Raw genomic sequence first — 23,029 nt, 5'->3', positions numbered from 1 at the left:
GACCCCCGCTGGCAAAAACGTTCACCGAAGCAGGTTTCCTGCTTCGAGCCTTCGTTCGCTCCGCTCACGAAGACATGAAAAAGGCCGAACGCGCCGCTGGCGCGTTCGGATGCCGCACTTAACGGCTTCCGCAACAGCAACCGCCACCGCACTGACTCGCTACCGCAACTGCCTCCGCAACCGCACAGCGATCACACCGCCTCCGCAACGTCTCTGACAAAACTCATTCTGCCAAATCTGACTTTTTCAGACGTTGACGTGGCGTTTTATCTCGTTAGCGAGCGAATGTCGTGGGTATGGGTGACACTGCACAAACACACGCTGAGAAGAAACTCCCGTTCGGCCTTGACGTGTACGACGAAGGTGGCGAGAAACTCGGGACGATTCGCGGGTTCGACGAACACGGCTTCTACGTCACCACGAACGACGGCCCCGGCGGCCTCTCAATTGAGCACCTTCGGGCAGGCCACGAGTTCGGTGAAGGCGAGTTGATGTGGCGCTGTTTCTCGTGTGGCGAGATGGGCGACATCGAAGATGACCTTCCCGACACCTGCCCGTCGTGTGACGCGCCGAAAGAGGACCTCTACTACTACACGGAAGACTGATTTTCTCTCCGGGGCCACTCCCGGTATGGATATTGTCGTGTTCGGCGCGGGGAGTTTGGGCAGTCTCATTGGCGGCCTTCTCGCCCGCGAACACGACGTGACGCTCGTCGGACGCGACCCACACATGCAGGCCGTGCGTGAGTCGGGACTCCACCTCGGCGGCGCGTTCGATTTCACTGTCCACCCCGAGGCGGGCACGACCGTTCCCACGAGCGCAGACCTCGTCGTCGTCACCGTCAAGGCCTTCGACACCGAGGCGGCGGCACGCGCCCTCGCGGACTGTACTGCAGACGCCCTGCTCACTCTGCAAAATGGGATGGGCAACGAGGAAACCCTCGCCGCGCTGCTCGATTGTTCCATTCTCGCGGGCACCTGCACCTACGGCGCGGTGAACCCGGAACCGGGCCACGTTTACTGTACGGGCATCGGCGACGTAGTGCTCGGCATGCCGGGCGGCGGGAACGCCCCGCTCGCAGCCCGCGTTGGCGAGGCGTTCGAGACGGCCGGAATCGTCACCACCGTCGCCGCCGACATGCCGCTTCGCCGGTGGGAGAAACTCGCGGTGAATGCGGGAATCAATCCCGTCACTGCCCTCGCGCGCATCGAAAACGGCGAGATCCTTGACGGGCCGGCACACGAGCTGGCAACCGAGGCCGCCCGCGAAACCGCCCGGGTCGCCCAGTCGCTGGGTATCGACCTCACCGAAGCCGCCGCCGTCGCTGCGGTCGAAGCGGTCGCAGCGGCCACGGCTGAAAACACGTCGTCGATGTTCCAAGACATTCGCTTAGACCGGCGGACGGAAATCGACGCCATCAACGGCTACATCGTCGCGCACGCGGGAGCCGTTCCCGTCCCAGTGAACGCGTCGCTCACGAACTTGCTAAAAGCGTGGGAGAAGCGTCACGCACGGGGTGCGTGAGCCAGAAGACCGGTTAGAACGGGGCCTGTGGGCCTTCGTTTTCGTCGCTGTCGTCGTCGCCCGGGAAATTCGGCGTCATGCCGTGGCCCATTCCCTCGTCCATGCCGTCCATGCCGGTGGTGGCGTGGACTTGGTTGATTTCGGGAATCTCTTTGACCATCCGGCTCTTGATCGCCTGAATCGTCATCGGCGAGATGCCACAGCCACTGCACGCACCGCCGAGGGAGACCGTGACCGAGCCCTCTTCGCGGTTGATGTCTTGGATGGCTGCACTGCCGCCGTGCATCTGAATCTGCGGGAAGTTGCGCCGCAGGAAGTTCATAACGCGCTCTTCTAAGTCGTCTTCTGGCTCTCTGGATTCCGTGCTCATGGTCGCGGCTATGGGACGATTCTCCTTAGATGTTTGGTCTTCGGTTATTCGCGGAGGTCGAAGACGGCTTTGAGTTCTTCGTTGATGTAGTCGAGATACACCGAGAGAACAGCATCCAGTTTCTCGTCGTCGACGATGACCGCGGTCACGCGCTCGTGGGGGTTTTCTGGGATGTCGATGCGGAACTCGCCGTCGCCCTCGTAGAACGGTTCGCTCTCGTTCAACACTTGTTGGTCGATGGCGTGGATGAGTTGAGAGTCGTACTCGTCGTTCATGCGGTTGAACGCTGACTTGTACGCCTGCTGGAGTTGGGAGAAGTAGTGGACGTACTTGTCCTCGAACTTCTCCGGGTCGAACTCGGTCATGGCTGGTGAAAGGAGAACGGCGGATAAAAATTGGCCGAATCAACGAAGGTCGAGAGATGCTGCTGTGGTGCATCGAAGTGTCGTGGTGCACCCCTCCGAATTGTATATCGTCCTATTCCATTTATCACGCACAGGCCCTCGATATGGAGACTCGCTGCTCGCGGCCGCGAACCCGCCCTCATTTCCTGTCTAACCGCTCTTCGAACCACTCCCACTCGCGCCCGAACTGGTTTGTCTCCTTCAGGTTCCACACGTCTGCGTCTTCGACCACGTCGCCAACGCGATACGACTGTATCATGTTCCAGAGCCACATCCCCACCCCAAGGAAGAGGATGAGCGCGCCCACGGTGGCGGCGCGCTGGAGCGGGACGAACACTTCGGGGTAGGCGGCATACCGCCGGGGGAGTCCGGCCAATCCCATCAACAACATCGGGCTGAAGGTGAGGAACGTGCCGAGGATGCTCACCCACGCGTGCGCCCGAGCCAGCCGCTGGTTGAACATTCGCCCGGTGAGGATGGGATACCAGTAGTAACTCGCCGCGAACATGGCGAACACGATGATGCCCACCAGAATCAGGTGGAAGTGCCCGACGACGTAGTAGGTGTCGTGGAGCAGGAGGTCAACTGGAATCGAGGCGAGGAAGACGCCCGTGACCCCGCCGATGATGAACGTCGAAATCCCACCGACGCAGAAGATCATCGGCGCGGTCAGCCGAATTTTCCCGTTGTAGAGCGTGGTTATCCAGTTAAAGGTTTTCACGGCGCTCGGGATGGCAATCGCCAGTGAGACGGCCATGAACGACGCGCGCAGCCGGGGGTCCATCCCGGTGGTGAACATGTGGTGGGCCCACACACCGAACGAGAGTACGCCGATGGCGAGCGTCGAGTAGACGACGAACTTGAACCCGAACAGCTTGCGTCCCGCGAATTTGGGGAGAATGTAGCTCACGATGCCAAACGCCGGGAGGACGAGGATGTACACTTCTGGGTGGCCGAAGAACCAGAACAGGTGTTGCCAGAGCGCGGGGCCACCGGCTTCGAGCGAGTAGAAGAGCGTCCCGAAGTTCCGGTCGAGCAGGAGCATAATCATGGCACTCCCGAGCATGGGGAACGCGAAGATGATGAGGCCGCTCGCGGTGAGCATCGTCCACGAGAAGATGTCGAGGTTCGCCCAGTTGATGATGCTCGAATCGCGCTCCTCAACGATGGTGACGATGATGTTTATGGCCGCCATCACGGTGGCAATCCCCGAGAGATGGAGACCCAACAAGAACAGGTCAACCTCTGGATTCGCCACCGCACGCGACATCGGTGTGTACATCGTCCAGCCAATCGTCGGCGGCTTGATGGCGAACAGCGCCGCCGTCGGGAAGCCAAGCGGCGCGAGCACTTTGGCGATGACTTCCGTAATCAGTCCCGCGCGTACGAGCAACAGCGCGGGCGGCAGCAACCAGAACGCGATAGCGTTCACACGAGGGAACGCCATGTCGTCTGCGCCCACGAGCGTCGGGATGAAGTAGTTCGCAATCCCCGTGAACACGGGCGTGGCGAAGAAAAACAGCATCGTGATGCCGTGAGTGGTGAACAGCGCGTTGTACGTCTCTGCACTCCACACCGTCGTTTCTGCGGTGAGCAACTCGGTGCGCATCATGAGCGCGTCGATGCCACCCCACAGCCCAGCCACGGTGGCGAGCAGCAAATAGAGCAACCCGATGTCGGCGTGATCCACGGTGGTAATCCACCGAAGGAGTCCAGCCGGTTTCTCACGGGTCGCTGTCTCTGCCGATTCGATAAACCCGCCGTCGGTGAGCAGGCGCTTCGAGCCGGTCGTTCTGAGGAGGGCGAGCGTGGCGAGTGAGATACACGCGGCGACGAACAGGACGGTTGGGTTCATGGGTGGGTCTCCGAGAGGCTCGCGTACACTGCGCCGAGCGTGAAGCCGTAGGCGAGGTGGGCAAGCAATGTTGTGACGCCATACATCAGCAAGATGGGGCCTGTGAGGCTCCCTCTGCCGAGCACGATGAAGATGACCCAGAAGGCGACGGCAAAGCCCATCCCGCGGACGGCGGGGTCTGGCCACAGCGGCAGGTAATTTTCGAGCGAGATGAACAGGAGGGGCCAGGCGAAGATGCCCGCGAGGGCAAACAGGATGAAGCCAAGCGCCGTTTGCCCGGGAAGGCCAACGAATCGAGCAATCACGTCGAACAGCCCGATTTGCGACCGCGTCTCCACTTCGAACATGACGAGCATCACCGAAAGCAGGGCCATACCGGCGGCCCCACCCGCGATGGCGCTCAACGGTCGGTTCATTGGTTGGGCATCCTACCCGTGGGATAAAAACGTTCGCGGCCATCGTTTGTTCAACTGGCAATTTTCGAGATGCGGCTCGTGTGAGCCGCGTTATCCGCTGTGATCGACGTCATCAGGCGGTTTTACGCCGAGATGCGCCGTCGTCACGGACTGGAAATAAACTGCATGCTACGATATAAAATACGCGCCACACTCCTTCACACCGGCTGCGTGAGTTCCCGGCACAACGCCCGGTCGGTGGCTTTTTGGTCGATTCACGACTCCTGCCGTCGATGACCGTCGTCTACTTCGTTCGCCACGCCCACTCTCCGTGGCTTCCCAATCGAGAAGCCCCCCGCCCGATCTCCGCGGAAGGCCACGAGGCCGCCGCCACGCTCGCAACGTCGCTCGCTCCATCTCCACTCGACACAGTTTACTCCAGTCCCTACGCTCGCGCCGTCCAGACGGTCGAACCAATCGCCGTCGACCACGACCATCCCGTCGAGGTTGTTGCCGACTTCCGCGAGCGCCAACTGACCGATGGGCCAGTGGAGGCGATTGGCGAAACCTTCGAGCGCGCAATTGACGCCGTCTGGGCTGACTGGGACTTTGCGTGGCCGGGCGGCGAGTCGAATCACGAGGCACAGGCGCGGGGTGTGTCCGCACTCGAAGCCCTGCTCTACGCCCACGCGGGAGACCACGTCGTCATCGGCACCCACGGCAATCTCCTCACGCTCATGTTGAACCACTACGACGACCGCTTCGACATCGAGTTTTGGCGCAACAGTCTTTCGATGCCGGACTGTTATCGCGTCGAATTCTCAGGCGGTGAGCTGCATTCAAGTGAGCGTCTCCCGGCTGGCCAGACCTGACTGCTCGCTGGCGTGTGAGCGAAACAGAGAATTTCTTACCGTGCGAATAGCCTAGTAGCCGAGCGTGAACTCGGTGGGGACGCTATGCAGACAGTAATGCCGAGAATTCTCATCGTGGGGCGTGATTTCGACATCACCACGTCCCTCGTGCGAGACCTCAGAGAAGCGGGCTACGATGTAGACGGTATCCACAGCCACGGCGATATCGATGCCGTCTGGCAACAGGGCTACTTTGACGCCGTCGTCCTTGGCGGCGGGCTCTCAGAAGAACAACGCGCCGCGTGGCTCACCACGCTCGAAACCCGTTCGCCGGGAACACCCGTGTTCACCAAAGGGTTGGATGGCGTCCCCGGCGGAATGTCCACGTATCTCGCATCGGTGGTTGGCCAACTCGGCCCGAACGCGAGTCCCTGAGTTTCTCAGTCACGACGACTGGGTGTAGCGTTCCTGCTCGACGTAGGTGATTTCGACGACGACCTGCTGGTCCGTGTGCTGTGAGACGGCACTCGCGATTGCGGGTGCCAACCCTGAATACGCCCGGTCAGGCGGGCGACGGATGACAACGGTGACTTGCTGCTTGTCGGTGAGCAGTCCTGCGTCCGTAATCGACGTATCGACCCGAACGAGTTCGAGTTCGCGGTACCCCGGCTGTGACAGGATGTTTTCGACGTCGCTGTTGACCGTGTTCTCGAACGAAACCTGTTGAGTCGTCACGGCTCCGGCGACGGCGAGCGAACTCACGACAAGGACGGCCGCCGCAATCGCGCCAATCGACGGTCGCCCGATGTCGCCGTTTTCGACCCGACCCGGCCGGTAGCCGAGATAGCGCAACACGGCAAACCCGGAGAGATTGATTGCCGCCGCGTTCATGATGAGCAGGACGAACGCCCCAGCGGCGACCGTTGGGTACCCCCACGCAATACCAATTCCCACCGCCGCGGCGGCGGGGATGAGCGCGGCAGCAATCATGACACCGATGAGTGAGGCGGGAAGCGCCGTTGCCAGCCCGAACGCGCCCGCCGCCCCCGCGCTGATACCGACGATAAACGAGAGAAATCCCGGCGAGATGCGTTGGCTAATCTGGTCGACCGTCTCGACGTCGAGCGCGGTTGGCATGAACGCCGCCGACTTCAACACCCACCCGAAAGCGGCCGCGCCAACGATGGCGAGCGCCAGCCCATACACCTGCGCGCGCATGCCCTCTGCGAACATTTTACGGTCGTCGAGGACGGCACCGACGCTCGCGGTCAGCGCAGAGCCGACCTGCGGGGCGATGACCATCGACCCGACGACGATGGCCGGTGAGTTGAGCAACAGCCCTGCCGTCGCCACGAGCGCAGAGAGCACCGTCATCGCGTAGTACGTCACCGGATTCGGGTGCATGTTGCGCGCCTTCGTCCGAATCTCTTCGCTTGCGATGCGGTCGTTTTCGTCGGTTCCCTCGATGTACTGTTCTTCGAGCTCGCTGAATCGCGGCGTGTGCACCGTCTCTGCGTTCAACACAACCGTGTACTCTTCGCGTTCAATCCCGGCTTCTTCGAGTCGGTCTAAGACGTGCTCGACCGCCTGTGGTGGGAGGGGAAAATGAAAGACCATGCCGTCGCCCGTTCCCTCTTCGACTGTCGAGATAGAATCGATATTTTCGTCGTCGAGGATGTCCTCGACGGAAGCCCGATGTTCGCTTGGAACGAACACCTGTACGAGACGCATATCACCTTTCGCGCGAGGATGCGTATCAGTGATGCGGCCGTTTCACAGCCGGTCAGGACAGTTGCTCGCCAACCAATCGGTCTGCTTCCGCGATGAACGCCTGCTCTTTGCCCTTCGGGACGGTCGCACCCGCCGCGACGTTGTGGCCGCCACCGTCGCCGCCGACCGACCGCGCAGCCTCGCCAATGACCACCGAGAGGTCGAGTCCCTTGCGGACGAGCGCGGGCGACCCGCGCGCAGAAACCTTCACCTCCTCGGGTTCGTCGGTTTTGTCTGCGAACGCGAAGATTGGCACGCCGCGGTCGATGCCGTCTGCGCCCACGGCCATCCCCGCGATGATGCCGACAATCGTCTCGCGGATGCGGTCGCCCGCGTGGAACCACTGGATGTGTTCTTCCCGATTCACGCCCTCCTCAGTGACCCAGCGCAGACCATCCGAGAGATTTCGACGGTGATTCGAGAGCAGTTTTCGCGCACGGTCGAGCGCCCCTTCGCGGTCCCCGAGACAGACGGCGAGTCCAACGTCTGCGCGGTCGTAGCGGGCGGTGGCGTTGAGCAGCGTCGAAAACTCACTCGGGTCGCGCAGTTCCGTCCCCTCGTCCTCTGTGGCGAGCGTGTAGGACGTGCCCACCAAACTTTGAATCCGGTCTGCGGGCACGCCACGGCTGATGGCGTGTTTGAGCAACGCACTCGCAAGTGTCTGGCGCTCGTCGAGCGACAGGTCAACCCAGCGCCGCCACTCGTTCCCGTCTTTCAAGTCGAGGTCAAGCTTCGAGAGGAAGTTGTGCGCCCCGCGCTCTGAGTTCGAAATCCCGGGGATGTTGACGTCGCTCGCGTATTCGAGGAGCCTCGGGAGTGGGCGCGTCTGTTTCCCATAAAAGGTGAGGTCGGTGCCGGTGTCGAGGACGCCGACTTCGACGCCCTCTGCCACGATGTTCGCGTTCGCGCCCAGCAACTCGCCGTCGGTGGCTTGCATGTCGCCTACCGCGCCGACCACGGCGAGGGCGGCCAAGTCTCGATTCTCTTCGCCCCCTAATGCCCGCGCGAGCACGTATGCCGCGCCGGCTCCCGAAAGCTCCGAGGCACCATCCAACCCGAACAGCAGCGGATTCAGATGGAACGCTGTCTCGGTCTCTGCGGGCTGGTGGTGGTCTGCGATTATCGGCGTAAAATCGCCCGCCTCCTCGTGAGCGCCAATCGCGTCGAGTTGCCCGCTGCCGAAGTCAGTAAACAGAACCGTCTCGTAGTCACACGCCGCAATCGAGGCGATTTCGGTCTCGTCCAGTTGCTTTTTGAACACCGTCTCGAAGGGAACCTCAGCGCGTTCGAGCGCGCGCGAGGCTATCGCCGCGCTCGTGAGTCCGTCTGCGTCGATGTGTGAGGCGAGCAGCACTTTGTCCGCCTCGCGGAGACGGTCAGCGCACGCCTCGGCGCGGGCTTCGAGTTCGGGGACGGGACCGGCCATTATCCATGGTTGGGGCGGTATCCCGTTTAAAGACTCGCTTGCTGCGAGCAGAACAGTTAGTTTGCAGACGCCGCGATGACTGCCCGCGCGAGCGTCTCAAAATCCGCCTTTTCAGGCACTACGTCGACTGCGATTCCAAGCCCCTCGGCCGTCGATTTCGTGGGTTCGCCAATGACGCCGACCACCGCGTCGTTCAGGCCTGCCAATGCTTCACTGCGAAGCCCTCGTTTCTCTGCCGCATCCAAGAAGTTCTGGACCATCAGCGAGGAGGTAAAAATCGCGCCTGAAAGCTCGCCTGCGGCGGCCGCCTCTGCGGAGCTTCCGGCATCCTCGGGACGCACGAGTTCGTACAGAATCGTCTCGTGAACGTAGGCTCCGGCGGCTTCGAGACCGTCGGTGAGGACAGGGCTGCCGTGGTCGCTTCTGGCGACTTCGACGCGCGCGCCGTCCACGTCGGCAGCAAGTTCTTCGACCAATCCGGCAGACGAAAATTCGTCGGGGATGCGGTGGACGGGATACTCGAAGTCGCGGAGTCGGCTGGCGGTTCCCTCGCCAACCGCGCAGATGGTTCCCTTCGCGTTCCAGCCCGTTTGGTTCGCAAGTTCGACGCCGGTCTTGCTCGTGAGAATCGTGAAGTCGCCGTCCTCGCGGGGAGCGGTTCCGGTCGGGCGGACTTCGAGCATGGCGTCGCCGAGTGCGTCTGCGCCGAGCGATTCGATGAATTTGACGGCGGCCTCAAGGCGGCCGTCATCGGGACGGAAGACGGCAATCATCGGAGGAACTCCTTGACCTTCTCGCGGGTCGCGGCGACTTCACCAATCACGGTGATTGCGGGCGGTTTGATGCCTTCTTCGTCGCGCACGTTAACGATGGTGTCGAGCGTGCCCATCGCCACGCGCATGTCGGGCCACGTCGCGCGTTCGATGAGTGCGACGGGAGTATCAGGGGCCATGCCCGCTTCCAGCAGTGCCTTCGTGTAGTTCGGGAGCTTGCCGACGCCCATCACGACGACGATGGTGCCGCCGGTGTCCGCGAGCGCCTGCCAGTTGACCGCCGATTCCTCTTTTGTCGGGTCTTCGTGACCCGTGACGAACGAAACGCTTGAGGCGTGGTCGCGGTGGGTGACGGGGATGCCCGCGACGCCCGGCCCGCCAATCGTCGAAGTCACGCCGGGGACGATTTCGAACGGAATTTCATTCTCGGCAAGGTGTTCCATCTCCTCGCCACCGCGGCCGAACACGAACGGGTCGCCACCTTTGAGTCGCACGACGGTTTTCCCCTCGCGGGCAAGTTCGACCAGCCGGTTGTTCGTGTACTCTTGGGGCGTCCACTCGCCGCCGGCGCGCTTGCCCACGTCCTCGCGTCGGGCTTCGGGAATGAGGTCGATGATTTCCGGGCCGGGCAGTTTGTCGTGGAGGACGACGTCGGCTACATCGAGCAGCCGGCGGGCTTTGACGGTCATCAACTCGGGGTCGCCCGGGCCGCTACCGACGAGATAGACCTTCCCCGTCATGTTATTCCTCGCTGTCGAGCGCGCGCTTTGCTTCCTCGACGAGTTCGCGCGCCCCGCGGTCTGCGAGTTCGTGGGCGAGGTCGCGAGCTTGGACGGGATGGCGTTCGATTTTCAAATCGCGGGTCACGGAAATCGTGTCTTCGCCATCCTGACTCAGCACGCGAACGGTCGTGTGGACGTGTGCGCCTTGAACGACGGCGGTGACGCCAATCGGCGCGATACACCCGCCGTTCAGTTCAGCGAGAATGGTTCGCTCGACCGTCGTCTCGACGCGCGTTCGAGGATGGTCGAGTTTCTTGTGGAGGAAGTCGCCCAGTTCGCCGTCGAGGGCGGTGACCGCAATCGCACCTTGGCCGGGCGCAGGAACGAACGAGGTCATCGGCAGGCGCTTCATGTTGACTTTCTCGTCTAACCCGGAGCGCACGAGGCCGGCTTCGGCCATCACGAGCGCGTCGTATCGCGGCTCTGGGTCGTATTCGAGGACGCCCTTTTCGAACTCGGAGAGGTCGTTGAACCACTGTTCGAAGTTCCGGCGGTACTCGTTTTCGTAGTCGGGATTGTCGAGATTCCCTTTGCGCGCGTGCTCTGCCTCCATGCGCTGTTCGTGCTCTTTCTGCAAACGGGTGGCAAACAGCTTCTGGACGCGAGTATCGACGTTGCCGCGGATGGGTTCGACCTGCAGATCCGGGCGTTCTGCGAGCAGTTGGGCTTTGCGCCGGAGACTCGACGTGCCGACCACCGCGCCCTGTGGGAGTTCGTTCAACTCGCTCCCGTCCTCGGTCACGAGCACGTCGCCGGGGTGGGTGCGCTGGGGGACGCCCGCGACGACGAGGTTTTCAGGCATCTCGGTCGGCATGTCTTTCATCGAGTGGACGGCGGCGTCAACCTCGCCGTCGAGCACTTTTTCGTCCAGACTGCGGACGAACGCGCCCGTCTTGCCCAGTTGGTGGATGAGGGCGTCTTCGAGTTGGTCGCCCGTGGTCTCCACCTCCACGAGTTCGACCTCGTGACGGCGGTCTTCGAGCGCCGTCTTGACGATGCTCGCCTGTCGCAGCGCAAGGTCAGAGCCTCGCGTGGCTAGGCGAATCGTCGTCTTCTCGGTAGTCATTACGTGGCTCTCTGCGTTCGACGTGCAAAAGCACATTCGTTCGGGGTCAGGCGGTGACCGCGACGCCAGTGCAATAGGCTGCCTACAAAAAACGCTACAGCGCGTGTTTGTACGCTTCGAGCGTCTGCTCGATGTCTTCTTCCGTGTGCGCGTAGCTCACGAACTGGGATTCGAACTGATTGGCCGTGAGGAAGATACCCTGTTCTTTCATCTTCGGCCAGAACAGGCGCTCCCAGCGGTCGGTCTCTGCGGCTTTCACGTCGCCGCCGTTTTTCGGACAGGTCGAATACCGCGGGCAGTCGGGGTTCTGGGTACAGCCAGCTTCGCAGTGGCCGTCCCACGAGTCGGGCGCGTCGCGGGTGAAAATGAGTTTGAACATGCTGTCGGTGCCCGCCACGGTGTACGACGGGGCCTGGTCTTCGACGAGGTCCGTGAGCCCCCGACGCAGTTGGTCGCCGAGCGCGTTGATGTGGTCGTACACCTTGTTCTCGGCGGCGAATTTCAGGGTTTCAAGCCCCGCAGCCATCGTCACGGGGTGGCCTGAGAACGTCCCGGCTTGGAACACGTCGCCAGACGGGGTGAACTGCTCCATGATTTCGACTTTGCCGCCGATTGCGCCGACAGGGAACCCGCCGCCGATGACCTTGCCGAAGGTTGTGAGGTCGGGGTCGACGCCGAATTTCCCCTGTGCACACCCGAGGCCGCCAACGCGAAAGCCGGTGATGACCTCGTCGAGAATGAGCAGGCTGCCGTGATTCTCGGTAATCGCCCGGAGCGATTCGAGGTAGCCCTCGACGGGCGGAACGATGCCGTAGTTGCCGAGAATCGGTTCGGTTATCACCGCCGCAATCTCGTCGCCGTGGGCGTCGAACACCTCGCGGATCGCCTCCTCGTCGTTGAACGGGACGGGAATCGACTTCGCGGCGAACTCGGCCGGGATGCCCGGACTCGATGGGGCGACCCCCGACGCGTCGCCTTTGACGAGCGTCGATTCCTGTGCGCCGTGGTAGCCGCCTTGCATGACGACGATTTTGTCGCGACCGGTGTAGCCGCGAGCCAGTCGCACCGCAGACACCGTCGCTTCCGTGCCGCTGTTGACAAAGCGCACCATCTCGACGCTCGGGACGTGGCGGGAGATGAACTCTGCGTGCTCGACTTCGACTTCCGTTGGGGCGCCGAACATCGGGCCTTCGGCGACGGTGCGCTGGATGGCTGCGGTCACCTGGTCTGGGAGGTCGTGACCCAACAAAAGCGGGCCGTAGCCGTTCACGTAGTCGATGTAGCGGTTACCGTCCGCGTCGATGACGTGGCCGCCGTCGCCGCGATTGATGAAGAAGGGATACGGTCTGGTTGCCCGGACTGGTGAGTTGACCCCGCCGGGGAGCACCGACAGCGCTCGGTCGTAGAGTGCGCGCGAGTTCGACTCGTTCATGGCCGGTGCTTCTCGCTCGGGGACGAAAGAACTGACTCTCTCACTCCGCGAGGAACGAATCGACCAACCTGATGAATCGGTCTACGAACCGGTCGGGGACCGATGACGTAATCGAACCAAGCAGTCGCGCCGTCTCAGCTGGCCGACACAGCGCGAGCGTCACGCGATTTTGCTCGTCGCGGCGCTTTTCGACAATCGCTGCCTCGACGAGGTTATCGAGGTGCCATTCGAGCGTACTCCGCGCAATGTCGAGCGCGTCAGCCACCGCGTTCGGCCGCGAGGGGCCGTGTTCGAGCAGGTAAATCAGCACGTCACGGACGGTCTCGCGGCGAAACAGCGCGAGCGTTCTGCGCTCCCACGGGTCGTAGCCGGTGGTAAAATAGTGCGTCTGGCCGAACAGCGCCTCCGCGACGATTTTTCCTTGATGCTCCAGTTTCCGGGTGTGGTACTGCACCTGTCCGGGGGCCAAGTCGAGTTGGCGCGCCAGCTCGTTGAAGTGTAACCCCGCGTGGGCGTCGATGTGGGCGAAGATGCGGTCGCGTTGGTGGGCCATCAGACAGCCTCCTGTGAAATCGTCCGCGCGTAGTACACCGCGCCGATGACGAGGGCGACGAGCGCCACGTCGAAGCCGTGTTCGAGCAGGTGGTGGACGTTCGTATCGACCGTCCCCGTCATCGCGAGTGCCGCGACGACCGACCGGGCGACGAGCGCCGCAAGCGCGAGGGCGACAAGCAGGTACGGCCGCGACTGCCGGCGAAGAAACGCGGCGAGGGCGAGTCCGAGCAAGAGCGCACCCCCAATCGACGCGAGCGCGACGACTGCAACCAGCGACAGGTCTGTCGCCGTCGTCGCCGCGTGCAACGCTACTCCCGGCACTCCCAACTCCATTATCCCGTTATTCGGGGTCAGCCACCTTTATCGCTGTCTCTCGTGCGAATTTCCACGCGCGACCGCACGGCCACATCCGAATTTCGTATAGCAGAATACAATTTATAACAATTCCCGTTCTCAACTCGGTACGTCTGTTTCTGCCCGTTGCTGACACTCAGCCACCCGAAGAGAGAATTTGGGAACTTCACTATCCTCCAACACGAATCAATTGTTTCCGTAACACTAATAATATCTTTAGACGCGTCTAAAAATATGCGCTACCCGTTAATGGCACGCATTTCACGTACCGACACCAAACCGCGACCGGCACGGAGGTCTGAACATGGCTCCTGATCGCTCAGTGGCGGCCGGCCACGGCAACGCGTTCTCTACGAGTTTCCTCGCCGCTCCGGCGCTCGTCGTGCTCCGCGTCACCCTCGGGTGGGTATTCTTCTATGGCGGAATCACCAAGGTCACCGACCCGACGTGGACAGCCGCTGGCTACCTCGAAAACGCCGTTCCGGCCGGTAACCCGTTTTCCACCCTCTGGCCCACCCTCGCCACGATCCCTGCCGTCGATTTACTCGTCCAGTGGGGCCTCACCCTCACCGGCCTTTGCCTCTTGCTCGGCGCGTTTGTCCGCTGGAGCGCACTCTGGGCGAGCGCGATGATGGCGATGTTCTGGGCGAGCAGCCTCCCGCTCTCGAACGGCATCCTTGTGGATCAACACATCATCTACATCATCGCGCTCGGTTGTCTCTCCGCGTTCGGCGCGGGCCGCATCGCTGGCCTCGATGCAAGGCTAGAGCAATCGGCAGTCGCCGCCGAACACCGGTGGCTCCGCTACCTACTCGGCTGAACTCAGCAGAGCGAGTCGTACGTCTCTCGCAACGTTTTCGCATCGTGCATCCAGTTGTACCGCTCTGCTACGGCTCTGCGGCCATTCTCCCCCCACTGCGCCGCTTGCTCTTGGTCGGTGCCAAGTTCGACCAGTGCGGCCGCCATTGCGTCTGCGTCGTCGGCTGTCGCAACAACGCCAGCGTCCGTTTCACCGACGACGCGCTCTAACGGTGGCACGTCGGAGACGAGCACGGGTTTGCCCATCGCCATGTACTGGAACAGTTTGTGGGGGATGGTGGTGTCCGTATGGGGGGTCGAGGCGTGGGGGACGAGACACACGTCGCTCGCCGCCATGTAGGCGGGGACTTCCTCGAAATCGACCCACCCGGTGAACGTCATCGCATCCGTCACGCCGTGGCGCTCGCAGAAGGCGTCGAATCGACTGCCATACTCGGCGCTTCCGGGCGCGCCAACGATGAGAATGCGGCTGTTCGGAAGTCGGTCGCGGACTGCGGCGAACCCTTCGACCACAGGTTCGAGGCCGCGGTGAGGGGCGAACTTGCCGACGTAGCTGATGACGAACTCGTCTTCGAACCCAGCGACGGGCTTCGCGTCGGTGTCGAAGTGGGTTCGGTCGACCGTGTTTCCGACGATAGCGACCGAGTCGGCGTCGGCCCCACAATCGGTCACGTAGTGGGCTTTTGCCTCCTCGCAGACGGCAAGGACGCCGTCTGCGCGCTGGACGCAGTTTCGTTCGAGTCGCTTCCACCGCCGTATCGGCAGGGCGGCGTACTTCGTGAGCAACCCAACATTCGTCACCACGTCTTCGACGCTGTGCATCCGACGCCACTGTCGGATGGCCTCTGGGTAGTTCTCGTGGAGGTCTGCAACCACCGGGACGCTGCGGTCGTCGCCGACGGCAAGTCCCGTGCCCACGAGCGGGAGGTCGTGGACGTGGATGGCGTCGATTGACTTCGATTCGTGGACGGTTTCGATGGCGCGTTTCCAGAAGGGGTGGACGAACGTCACGAGATACTGCAACGTCTGGCGTTGGCGTCTCAGTGGAGACTGGTCGTGTTCGGAAAAACGCCACACATCGATGCCGTCGACGGTCTCGCGGGCTGGCTTCTTGGCTGTTGTGCGACAGATGAGCGTCACGTCGTGACCAGCGGCCTGCAGGGCGCGCGCCTCTTTTGCGACGCGGATGTCTCGCGGAAACTCCTTTCGGAGCACCATGCAGACGTGCATTTCCTGTGGACTTCGGCGGTGGCGGCTTAATTCTGTTGCCCGCGGCGGTGCCGCAAGTCGATTTTCGTGACTCGTGGACGAAAGAGCAAAGGGGCCGGTCGACTGAGCATGCAGGCAATGACCGGCCTGGTCGCGTTCGGAGTGATGGCACACGATGGGTGAGGTAGACCGCGCGAGCATCGCGCTGTTCGGGTCGCGAATCCTCTCTCAGTTGCTCGGATTCGTGAGCGTCATCTACTTCGCCCAACAGCTTGGAGCGGAGGGTCTCGGCGTCTACTTCACCTTCGTTACCGTGGTGAGTGTGACCGGCGTTTTCTCGAAATTCGGCCTGCCGGGGGCAGTGGTCAAGCGGATGAATCAGGCGAAAACCGACCACGAGCGAGGTCGATATCTCTCGGGGTCGTTTGTCTTACTCATCGTTCCGTTCGCCATCGCGGGCGGCTTGTTGTTGCTGTTTGGCCCGCAGTTGACTGACTACGTCGGCCTCGCTGCCGCGGCACCGCTCGCGGTTGCAGGGGTTGCGATTGCCGTCAGTTCGAACCTGCTCAGCTCCGCACTCAAGGGCGAAAACCGCGTCGCGACGACGGCGGTGTTAGAACTGCTCGACCAGATTAGCCGCCTCGCGATTAGCGTCGCCCTCCTCGTTGCAGGCTGGGGCGTCCTCGCCCTCGTCGTCGGGCGGATCTCCGGGAACGTCCTCAAGGGAATCGCCTCCTACGCCGTCCTCGAAACCTCGTTTTCGGTGCCCACACTCACGACGCTCACGAGCCTCTTTGACTTCTCTAAGTACACCGTCGGGATGAACGTCAGTTCGCTCGCCTACAACTGGGCTGACACGCTCGTCCTCGCCGCATTCGCCACCAAAGCCGCGGTCGGCATCTACGAGACGGTCTGGATGCTGAGTGCGGTCACGCTTCTGGCCGCCCAAGTCATCGGCATCTCGCTCGCCCCGTCGATGACGCGCTGGCACGAGGCGGGCCAACTCTACCGTGTCGAACGCGGGTTCACGCAGGGGCTCTCGTTCGCACTCATCCTCGTGTTTCCCGCGCTCATCGGCGCATACCTCATCGGTGATTCGCTGCTCCAGACGCTCTATGGCTACAGCGCCGGAACCACCATCCTCCTCATCCTCCTCACCGGGCAGATTTCAGAGGGTGTGAAGAACATCACGCAGAACACGTTGTTCGGGATTGACCAGCCCGAACACGTCTTCTGGACGAACATCCTCACCCTTGGCGCGAACGTCGTGCTCAACCTCATCCTCGTGCCGCCGTTCGGCATGCTTGGTGCGGCCGTCGCAACCTTCACCACGGCAACCGTGGCCGCCGTCTCGCAGGTCTACTATCTCCGCCAGTACATCGAGATACGTGTCAATTACGTCACGCTCGCGTGGCAGGCTGGCGGCGCGGTCGTCATGGGCGTCGTCGTCGCCGCGTTGGCCGGCGTCTTCCCGCTTGGCAACGAATTCGGCCTGTTCGCGCTCGTCGCCGTCGGTGCGCTCGTGTACGGTGGCGTCATTCTGACCAACGTCACCATGCGCGAACGCTTGCTCGGAAGCGGCCTGTTCTGACTGCCCGTGGGCTTATGCGAGTCGCCCGCTTTGCGTCGAGTAGCTGCATGTCACGAAACGTCGTCCTGTGCTGTCTCGACACGGTCAGGAAGGACTTTTTCGACCGGTTTGCGACGCGCCTGCAGGACCGAGCTGACGTCACCTTCGAGCAGTGTCGCGCGGCCAGTTGCTGGAGCGTGCCGAGCCACGCGAGCATGGTCACCGGCGACCTCCCCCACGAACACGGGATACACGCGAAAAACCCGCGTCTCGACGCCCTCTCAGCGCGTGAGACCATTCGTGACGACCTGCCCGACCACCAGTTTCTCGGCGTGAGTTCGAACATCTACGCCGGGTCGGCCTACGGCTTTGACGCCATCTTCGACGAGTTCGTGGACATCACCCGCGACCACCGCTACCCCGACGCGCTCGACGCCCCGACGTTCATCGCAGAAGAGACCGAGCCGGGGCTGGCGCGATACGCCGCCGTCCTTCGCGCCTGCCTCGCCCACCCCGAGACGGGAACGAGTTTCGCGAACACCGTTGCCGCCCAACTCCAGCATCTCTCGCGAAACGGCCCGCTCTCGAAATTCCCGGCTCTCTTCGACGACGGGGCGAGGTCGGCGTGTCGAGCGGCACGCTCTCGAATCGACGGCCGCGACGACCCCTACTTCTTGTTCGTGAACTTCATGGAGGGGCACGAACCCCACCGCGACACGCTGGGCTACGACCGTGAAAGCTACGACGTGCCCACGGGCTGGTCGTCTCGCCCACTCCAGACGTGGGACGCGGTGGAGCCGTCGCCCGAAATCAACCGACAGCTCGGCTGGTATCGCGACCTCTACGGCGCGTCGATTGCGTACCTCGACCGCGTCGTCGACGAGTTCGTGAGCGACGTCCTCGCCGCGACCGACCGCGAAACGACTGTCGTCATCACGGCAGACCACGGCGAAAACCTCGCACTGCCCGAAGACGACGGGCACCTCGGGCACATCACGAGTCTCACGGAAGGGGTCCTGCACGTTCCGTTGCTCATCATCAATCCGCCTGCCGGTTACGACGCCGTCGAATCCGACTATGTCTCCCATCTCGAACTCCGTCGCTTGCTCGCGGGGCTGGCGCACGACGAAACGCCTGACGTGACCGCAGACCGCATCCCCGCGGAGGTGCTCGCGATGACGCCCGGAAACGACCCGCTTCGAGAAACCGACCCTGCGTACTGGACCCGACGCATCCGCTGTGTGTACGACGGCGAGACGAAATACGAGTGGGACAGTCTCGGTGTCGAGCAGGCGGTCGAACTCGACCACGACAGACCGTGCTGGCAATCGAGACCGCCTGACACGTCGTCGGTACCCTCGTGGGTGAGAACCGAGTTCGACACCGCTCTCGGTGCCGTTTCCGTGGCCGCGGAAGAGGACGAAACGCCGATGGATGATGCCGTCCTCGACCGACTCGAAGACCTCGGCTACCGCTGACCGTCCGTGTCCTTCTTCGCGCGCCCTCGGCGCGTTTGCAAGTGGTCTTGGCCGTGACACTTACGGTGTGTGACTCCACTGTCGAAACGAATGCGAGACAAAGTCCTCCAGCGATGGGTCAAGCAACCGCCGGCGAGTCCGGAAATCCAGTATCTCAGGGATGCAGAGCGACTGAACGCCTGGGAGCAACTCGGCGAGCGAACGCGGGTGCTCGACATCGCCTCAGAGTCGAACGTCACCGCCGGGTTGCAGGCTGAAGCAGTCGCCCGCGTTGACTTTTCGCCCGACGCAATCGACCACGCCCGTGACATTCTCGGTGATGACGTAGACAGATACGAGGTCACAGACCCAGAGAAACCCGACCTCCCGTTTCCGGACGACCATTTCGACGCCGCCGTGTCAATTGGGCCGTACGACTGGAAGTTCCTCGACATCGACCACCTCACCGCGGAGGTCAACCGCGTCCTCGAATCGGACGGCCTCTTTTCGTTTTCTGTCCCGACGCCCCGCTCGCCGTACGCCACCCGTGGGCGCAACCGCTTTCGCTACTACGAACCCGACGAGGCGCTCGACATCATCGCGCCCGACTGGCAACTGGTCGATTACGACCTCGTGTTCCAGTACCCCGACCGCATCCACCGCATCGTGAAGTCGCTGCCGACCACGATGCAAGAACCGTTCGTGGACTTCTCGTGGCGCGCCACGAAGGAACTCACCAAACGCGACCGCTGGAACGAGGCGGCGTATCTCGTGCTCGGCGCGAAACCCATGGAGTACGACGACTCGCTCGAAAGCGCCCTCGAGTGCCTGTTTCGTCAGGCCGAGGACAACGGTTTCTGGGATACACACGACTCGAAGTTCATCCGCGGTCTCGACTACTCCATCGACACCGGGGAACACGCCCCGGCAGGCCCGGCGGACCTCTCGTGGACCCGCGACGACACCATCCAGTGGCGCTACGCCCCGTTCGCGCTCATGGGGGCGATGCAGTGGCGCGTCTCCGAGCGAGGAACTGACGCCGTAGACGAGAAGCTGCGCGACCAACTCGCCTACTTTGAGGACAAACTCGCAGACGACCCCAGCCGAATCGGAATGCCCAGTTACGGCGTCGGCCCGCTCATCCTGAGCTACGCGCTCGCTGATTCCGTCTTCGAGGAGGAGTATGCTGAGATGGCACGCACGCTGTTCGACTACTCGCGCGAGGCGTTTGACTTCTCTCACGCGGAGGACAGCCTGCTCGCCTACGGCTGGTCGTATCTCTACGAACAGACCGGTGACGAGGACGTGCTCGCCGCCATCGAGGATGCGCTCTGGGAGATCAACGAACGGCTCGACCCACCCTCTGGAACCTTCCAGTTCGACAACGGCACGACCCGCCGCCATCAGAATCAGATGTACACCATCTGGGGGATGGCCCGCGCCATCGAGGTGACGGGCAAGACGGGCTACTTAGACAGCCTCGAACTCGTGTTGGACTACACTATCGACGAGCGAATGCAGGCAGACGGTGCGTTCATCTGGGAGGACGTCGCTCAGCCGATTCGCGGCTGGACGGAGTTCGTCATCGACTTCTTCGACCGCCGTCCGCCACACTGGGACTTCCTGTACGAGTGTCACCAGACGTTCTTCGTGAACGCCGTCACCCACTACTATGCCGCCGGTGGTGAGCGCGACTACGACCGCGCAGTCGGTGAGGCCATGGCGTGGATATACGGAACCAACGCGCTCGACGCAGACCTCACAGAGCTGAGCGGCCTCGGCGTCCCAATGCGATTCGTGACCCGAGATGGCCACATGGACGTCCCCGACCAGATGTACAAGGGAGCCTACGAAGTCGGCTCGTACATCATGGCGCTCACCAATCTCCTCGACGCAGACGGGCCGTTCCGATGAGCGCAGAACAGCTGGCTTCCGACGCGCGTGTGTGCGTCCTTGGGCTTGGCCACGTTGGCCTCCCAACTGCCCTGCTCGCCGCCCAGTCACACGACGTCGTCGGCGTGGATATCGATGCCGACCACGTCGCCGCGCTCAACGACGGCGACGTTCCGGTCTCCGAACCGGGTATCGACGACCTCTATGCAGCGGTCACAGACCGATTTTCGGCCCACACGAGCGTTGTTGACGCGGATATCTATGTCATCGTCACACCAACACCGGTTCACACCGAGAGCCGGATTGCGGATTTGAGCTACATCCGCGCGGCAGCAGAGATGGTCGTCCCGACGCTCGCTGCGGGAGACCTCGTAATTCTCGAATCGACGGTGCCACCGGGAACGACCGAGCGACTTATCGCGCCAATTCTCGAAGACAGCGGGCTCTCAATCGGGGAGTTTCACCTCTCCTACTGCCCCGAACGGGCGAGTCCGGGTGACACCCTCACGGAAATCACGCAGAACAACCGCGTCGTTGGCGGCACAGACGAGGCATCGATAACTCACGCCGTCGCGTTCTACGACTCGTTCGTAGACGGCGCGATTCGCACGACGACGCCCCGAACCGCCGAGTTCGTCAAACTCGTCGAGAACACTTTTCGTGACGTGAACATCGCGCTGGCAAACGAGTTCGCGCTCATCGCAGAGGAGTTCTCCCTCGACGGACACGAAGCCACAGCGCTCGCAAACGAGCATCCGCGAGTGAACGTCCACCGCGCCGGGCCGGGTGTTGGCGGCCACTGCATCCCCGTCGACCCACAGTTCCTCTCGCAGCACGCGACCCACGACCGACTCATCTCGTTGGCCCGCGAGGTGAACTCCTCGATGGCGGGCCACGTCGTCCGCCTGATTCGGTCGGTGCTTTCAGACGACACGAGGGCGACGGTCACGCTGTTCGGCGCGGCCTACAAGGCAGACGTTGGCGACACCCGCAGGACGCCGGCAAAACGGCTCGTCGAACTCCTCACCGGACTCGGCTACGAGATTCGCGTCTACGACCCGTTCGTCACCGAATTCGTCGTGGAACCAGAACCACTCGACTCGGCGGTCGCTGACAGCGATTGCATCGTCATCCTCACCGACCACAGCGAGTTCGCAACGCTCGACCCGTCGTCAGTCAGTGCACAGATGGCGACGAAAACCGTCGTTGACACGCGCGCACTCATCGACCAGGCCCAGTGGGAGCAGGCTGGCTTTCGCGTCTCCGTGCTCGGTGACGGCACCACGTAGCCCTCACTCGTCTGCGAGCAGGCCTTCGTACATCGCCACGAGTTTCTCACCTTCGAGCTCCCAGTTGTAGCGGTGTTCGACCGCGTCCCTCCCGTTTTTTCCGAGCCGCGTGGCTTCGTCTGGAGCCGCGGCGAGCGCGCAGGCCGCCTCCGCGAGTGCGGTGGCGTCTCCGGCTTCGACGACCCGGCCAGCGTCGGCATCTTCGACCACGCGAGCAAGCGGCGGGAGATCCGTCACGATGACCGGTTTCGCCATCGCCATGTACTGGAACAGTTTGTGGGGGATGGTGGTGTTCGTGTGGGGGGTCGAGGCGTGGGGGACGAGACACACGTCGCTCGCCGCCATGTACGCCGGGAAGTCAGCGAAGTCAACCCACCCGGTGAACGTGACCCGATCTGTCACGCCGTGACGTGCTGCAAGTTCGCGCAGTTCGTTCTCGTAGGGTTCTGCGCCAGCGCCAACGAGCAGGAGGCGCGCGTTCGGGACGTTGGTGACGATGGTTTCCAGCGCTTTCACCGCGGTCGTCAGCCCCCGGTGGACGCCGAACGTCCCGACGTAGCTGATGACGAACTCGTCTTCGTAGCCGGGAACGGGGGTTTCGTCGCCGGTGAACCAGTCGAGATTGACCGTGTTCGAGACGACGGTCGAACGAAACGGCGAGAGGGCGCAGTCGTGATGGTAGTGGGTTGCTGCCTCTTCGGTGACGGTCACGACGTGGTCTACGGCTTTCACACACCGCCGTTCGATGCGCTTGTAGCGTGAAACGGGCTTGAGTGCCCAGTGGACCGCGAACTCGGGGTCGTCGAGGGCGGTCTTCACCGAATGAGGTTCTCGCCACAGTCGGAGTGCCTCGGGGTAGTTCTCGTGGAGGTCTGCGACGACGGGAATCCCGGATCGATTCCCGACGATGACCCCCTCTCGGACGAGCGGAAGGTCGTGGACGTGGATGGCGTCTGCGTCTGTTTCGGCGACGAGCGCGTCGAGTTTGCGCACCCAGAGCGGGTGAACGTTTGCGAGCAGATTGACCGCCGCGCTCGTCAGTCGCCGTGTTTTCGCGGTGAGCGATCCCTCTTCGATTCGGACGATGTCCATTCCGTCTGCGCGCTCGCGCGTCGGTGCGCCGGGTTCGCCTCGGCACAGAAGCGTGACCGTGTGCCCTGCCTTCGTGAGCGAGGCGACTTCTTTTTCGATACGCACGTCTGGCGGGTACGTGTGCGCGAGAACCATACAAATGT

Annotated in this window: 23 protein-coding genes; 9 read left to right on the top strand and 14 right to left on the bottom strand. The window is 62.6% G+C overall.

Annotation, left to right across the window (positions count from 1 at the left end; genetic code table 11):
• Positions 1–296 precede the first annotated feature (296 nt).
• Positions 297–605, top strand: coding sequence for a DUF7130 family rubredoxin-like protein (locus tag V5N13_RS08515; RefSeq protein ID WP_336360421.1), 309 nt, complete (start codon positions 297–299; stop codon positions 603–605).
• Between the two features lie 25 nt (positions 606–630).
• A complete protein-coding gene (locus V5N13_RS08510) occupies positions 631–1,524 on the top strand; it encodes a ketopantoate reductase family protein (protein ID WP_336360420.1) in 894 nt (297 codons plus the stop codon).
• A gap of 13 nt (positions 1,525–1,537) precedes the next feature.
• Here the strand turns inward: V5N13_RS08510 and V5N13_RS08505 are convergent, their stop codons facing one another.
• The 4 genes from V5N13_RS08505 to V5N13_RS08490 form a co-directional block, all read right to left on the bottom strand.
• A complete protein-coding gene (locus V5N13_RS08505; protein ID WP_332897478.1) occupies positions 1,538–1,894 on the bottom strand; it encodes a NifU family protein in 357 nt (118 codons plus the stop codon).
• Between the two features lie 44 nt (positions 1,895–1,938).
• Positions 1,939–2,259 (bottom strand): DUF5783 family protein, encoded by a 321-nt coding sequence (locus tag V5N13_RS08500; RefSeq protein ID WP_336360419.1) that lies wholly within the window; start codon positions 2,257–2,259, stop codon positions 1,939–1,941.
• Positions 2,260–2,437: 178 nt separating this feature from the next.
• Positions 2,438–4,153 carry a cbb3-type cytochrome c oxidase subunit I gene (locus V5N13_RS08495; RefSeq protein WP_336360418.1) on the bottom strand — a complete coding sequence of 572 codons (1,716 nt, stop codon included), beginning with the start codon at positions 4,151–4,153 and terminating at the stop codon, positions 2,438–2,440.
• Positions 4,150–4,569, bottom strand: coding sequence for a DUF6789 family protein (locus tag V5N13_RS08490; protein WP_336360417.1), 420 nt, complete (start codon positions 4,567–4,569; stop codon positions 4,150–4,152). Before V5N13_RS08490 ends, V5N13_RS08495 begins: the two co-directional genes overlap by 4 nt.
• Positions 4,570–4,841: 272 nt before the next feature.
• Here V5N13_RS08490 and V5N13_RS08485 point away from each other — a divergent pair, with 272 nt between their 5' ends.
• Together V5N13_RS08485 and V5N13_RS08480 are read left to right on the top strand one after the other, a co-directional pair.
• Complete coding sequence (locus tag V5N13_RS08485) at positions 4,842–5,420, top strand: histidine phosphatase family protein (RefSeq protein ID WP_336360416.1); 579 nt, start codon at positions 4,842–4,844, stop codon at positions 5,418–5,420.
• Between the two features lie 96 nt (positions 5,421–5,516).
• Positions 5,517–5,834 carry a hypothetical protein gene (locus V5N13_RS08480; protein ID WP_336360415.1) on the top strand — a complete coding sequence of 106 codons (318 nt, stop codon included), beginning with the start codon at positions 5,517–5,519 and terminating at the stop codon, positions 5,832–5,834.
• Positions 5,835–5,843: 9 nt separating this feature from the next.
• Here V5N13_RS08480 and V5N13_RS08475 read toward each other — a convergent pair whose 3' ends face one another.
• The 8 genes from V5N13_RS08475 to V5N13_RS08440 all read right to left on the bottom strand — a co-directional run bounded on the left by V5N13_RS08475 (position 5,844) and on the right by V5N13_RS08440 (position 13,536).
• Positions 5,844–7,130 carry a TIGR00341 family protein gene (locus tag V5N13_RS08475; protein ID WP_336360414.1) on the bottom strand — a complete coding sequence of 429 codons (1,287 nt, stop codon included), beginning with the start codon at positions 7,128–7,130 and terminating at the stop codon, positions 5,844–5,846.
• 52 nt (positions 7,131–7,182) lie between these two features.
• On the bottom strand, positions 7,183–8,595 hold the full coding sequence (locus V5N13_RS08470; RefSeq protein WP_336360413.1) for a DHH family phosphoesterase: 1,413 nt from the start codon (positions 8,593–8,595) through the stop codon (positions 7,183–7,185).
• Between the two features lie 56 nt (positions 8,596–8,651).
• Positions 8,652–9,368: a uroporphyrinogen-III synthase gene (locus V5N13_RS08465; protein WP_336360412.1), complete on the bottom strand. Its 717-nt coding sequence runs from the start codon at positions 9,366–9,368 to the stop codon at positions 8,652–8,654.
• Positions 9,365–10,108 carry a uroporphyrinogen-III C-methyltransferase gene (gene cobA, locus V5N13_RS08460; protein ID WP_336360411.1) on the bottom strand — a complete coding sequence of 248 codons (744 nt, stop codon included), beginning with the start codon at positions 10,106–10,108 and terminating at the stop codon, positions 9,365–9,367. The genes V5N13_RS08465 and cobA overlap by 4 nt, the downstream gene beginning before the upstream one ends.
• 1 nt (position 10,109) lies before the next feature.
• Positions 10,110–11,216 carry a hydroxymethylbilane synthase gene (gene hemC / locus V5N13_RS08455; RefSeq protein ID WP_336360410.1) on the bottom strand — a complete coding sequence of 369 codons (1,107 nt, stop codon included), beginning with the start codon at positions 11,214–11,216 and terminating at the stop codon, positions 10,110–10,112.
• 94 nt (positions 11,217–11,310) lie between these two features.
• Positions 11,311–12,648, bottom strand: a complete 1,338-nt coding sequence (gene hemL / locus V5N13_RS08450) for a glutamate-1-semialdehyde 2,1-aminomutase (RefSeq protein WP_336360409.1) — start codon at positions 12,646–12,648, stop codon at positions 11,311–11,313.
• A 40-nt stretch (positions 12,649–12,688) separates the two neighbouring features.
• On the bottom strand, positions 12,689–13,201 hold the full coding sequence (locus V5N13_RS08445) for a winged helix-turn-helix transcriptional regulator (protein ID WP_336360408.1): 513 nt from the start codon (positions 13,199–13,201) through the stop codon (positions 12,689–12,691).
• Positions 13,201–13,536, bottom strand: coding sequence for a DUF7471 family protein (locus tag V5N13_RS08440; protein WP_336360407.1), 336 nt, complete (start codon positions 13,534–13,536; stop codon positions 13,201–13,203). The genes V5N13_RS08445 and V5N13_RS08440 overlap by 1 nt, the downstream gene beginning before the upstream one ends.
• A gap of 325 nt (positions 13,537–13,861) precedes the next feature.
• Here V5N13_RS08440 and V5N13_RS08435 point away from each other — a divergent pair, with 325 nt between their 5' ends.
• On the top strand, positions 13,862–14,377 hold the full coding sequence (locus V5N13_RS08435) for a DoxX family membrane protein (RefSeq protein WP_336360406.1): 516 nt from the start codon (positions 13,862–13,864) through the stop codon (positions 14,375–14,377).
• A gap of 2 nt (positions 14,378–14,379) precedes the next feature.
• On the opposite strand, the gene V5N13_RS08430 is transcribed toward V5N13_RS08435, so the two are convergent.
• A complete protein-coding gene (locus tag V5N13_RS08430; protein WP_336360405.1) occupies positions 14,380–15,606 on the bottom strand; it encodes a glycosyltransferase family 4 protein in 1,227 nt (408 codons plus the stop codon).
• Between the two features lie 154 nt (positions 15,607–15,760).
• On the opposite strand from V5N13_RS08430, the gene V5N13_RS08425 reads away from it, so the two are divergent.
• The 4 genes from V5N13_RS08425 to V5N13_RS08410 all read left to right on the top strand — a co-directional run bounded on the left by V5N13_RS08425 (position 15,761) and on the right by V5N13_RS08410 (position 21,794).
• On the top strand, positions 15,761–17,176 hold the full coding sequence (locus V5N13_RS08425; protein WP_336360404.1) for an oligosaccharide flippase family protein: 1,416 nt from the start codon (positions 15,761–15,763) through the stop codon (positions 17,174–17,176).
• Between the two features lie 47 nt (positions 17,177–17,223).
• Entirely contained in the window at positions 17,224–18,633 is a 1,410-nt protein-coding gene (locus V5N13_RS08420; protein WP_336360403.1) for a sulfatase-like hydrolase/transferase, read from the top strand.
• 90 nt (positions 18,634–18,723) lie between these two features.
• Entirely contained in the window at positions 18,724–20,526 is a 1,803-nt protein-coding gene (locus V5N13_RS08415; protein ID WP_336360402.1) for a class I SAM-dependent methyltransferase, read from the top strand.
• Positions 20,523–21,794 carry a nucleotide sugar dehydrogenase gene (locus V5N13_RS08410; protein ID WP_336360401.1) on the top strand — a complete coding sequence of 424 codons (1,272 nt, stop codon included), beginning with the start codon at positions 20,523–20,525 and terminating at the stop codon, positions 21,792–21,794. The genes V5N13_RS08415 and V5N13_RS08410 overlap by 4 nt, the downstream gene beginning before the upstream one ends.
• A gap of 3 nt (positions 21,795–21,797) precedes the next feature.
• On the opposite strand, the gene V5N13_RS08405 is transcribed toward V5N13_RS08410, so the two are convergent.
• Entirely contained in the window at positions 21,798–23,021 is a 1,224-nt protein-coding gene (locus V5N13_RS08405; protein WP_336360400.1) for a glycosyltransferase family 4 protein, read from the bottom strand.
• Positions 23,022–23,029: the final 8 nt, after the last annotated feature.

This window comes from Haladaptatus sp. ZSTT2 (assembly GCF_037081775.1).
In the GTDB taxonomy this organism is placed as follows: Archaea; Halobacteriota; Halobacteria; order Halobacteriales; family Halococcaceae; genus QDMS2.
Note: the sequence above shows the minus strand (reverse complement) of the source record. Positions and strands in the feature narration are given on the sequence as shown.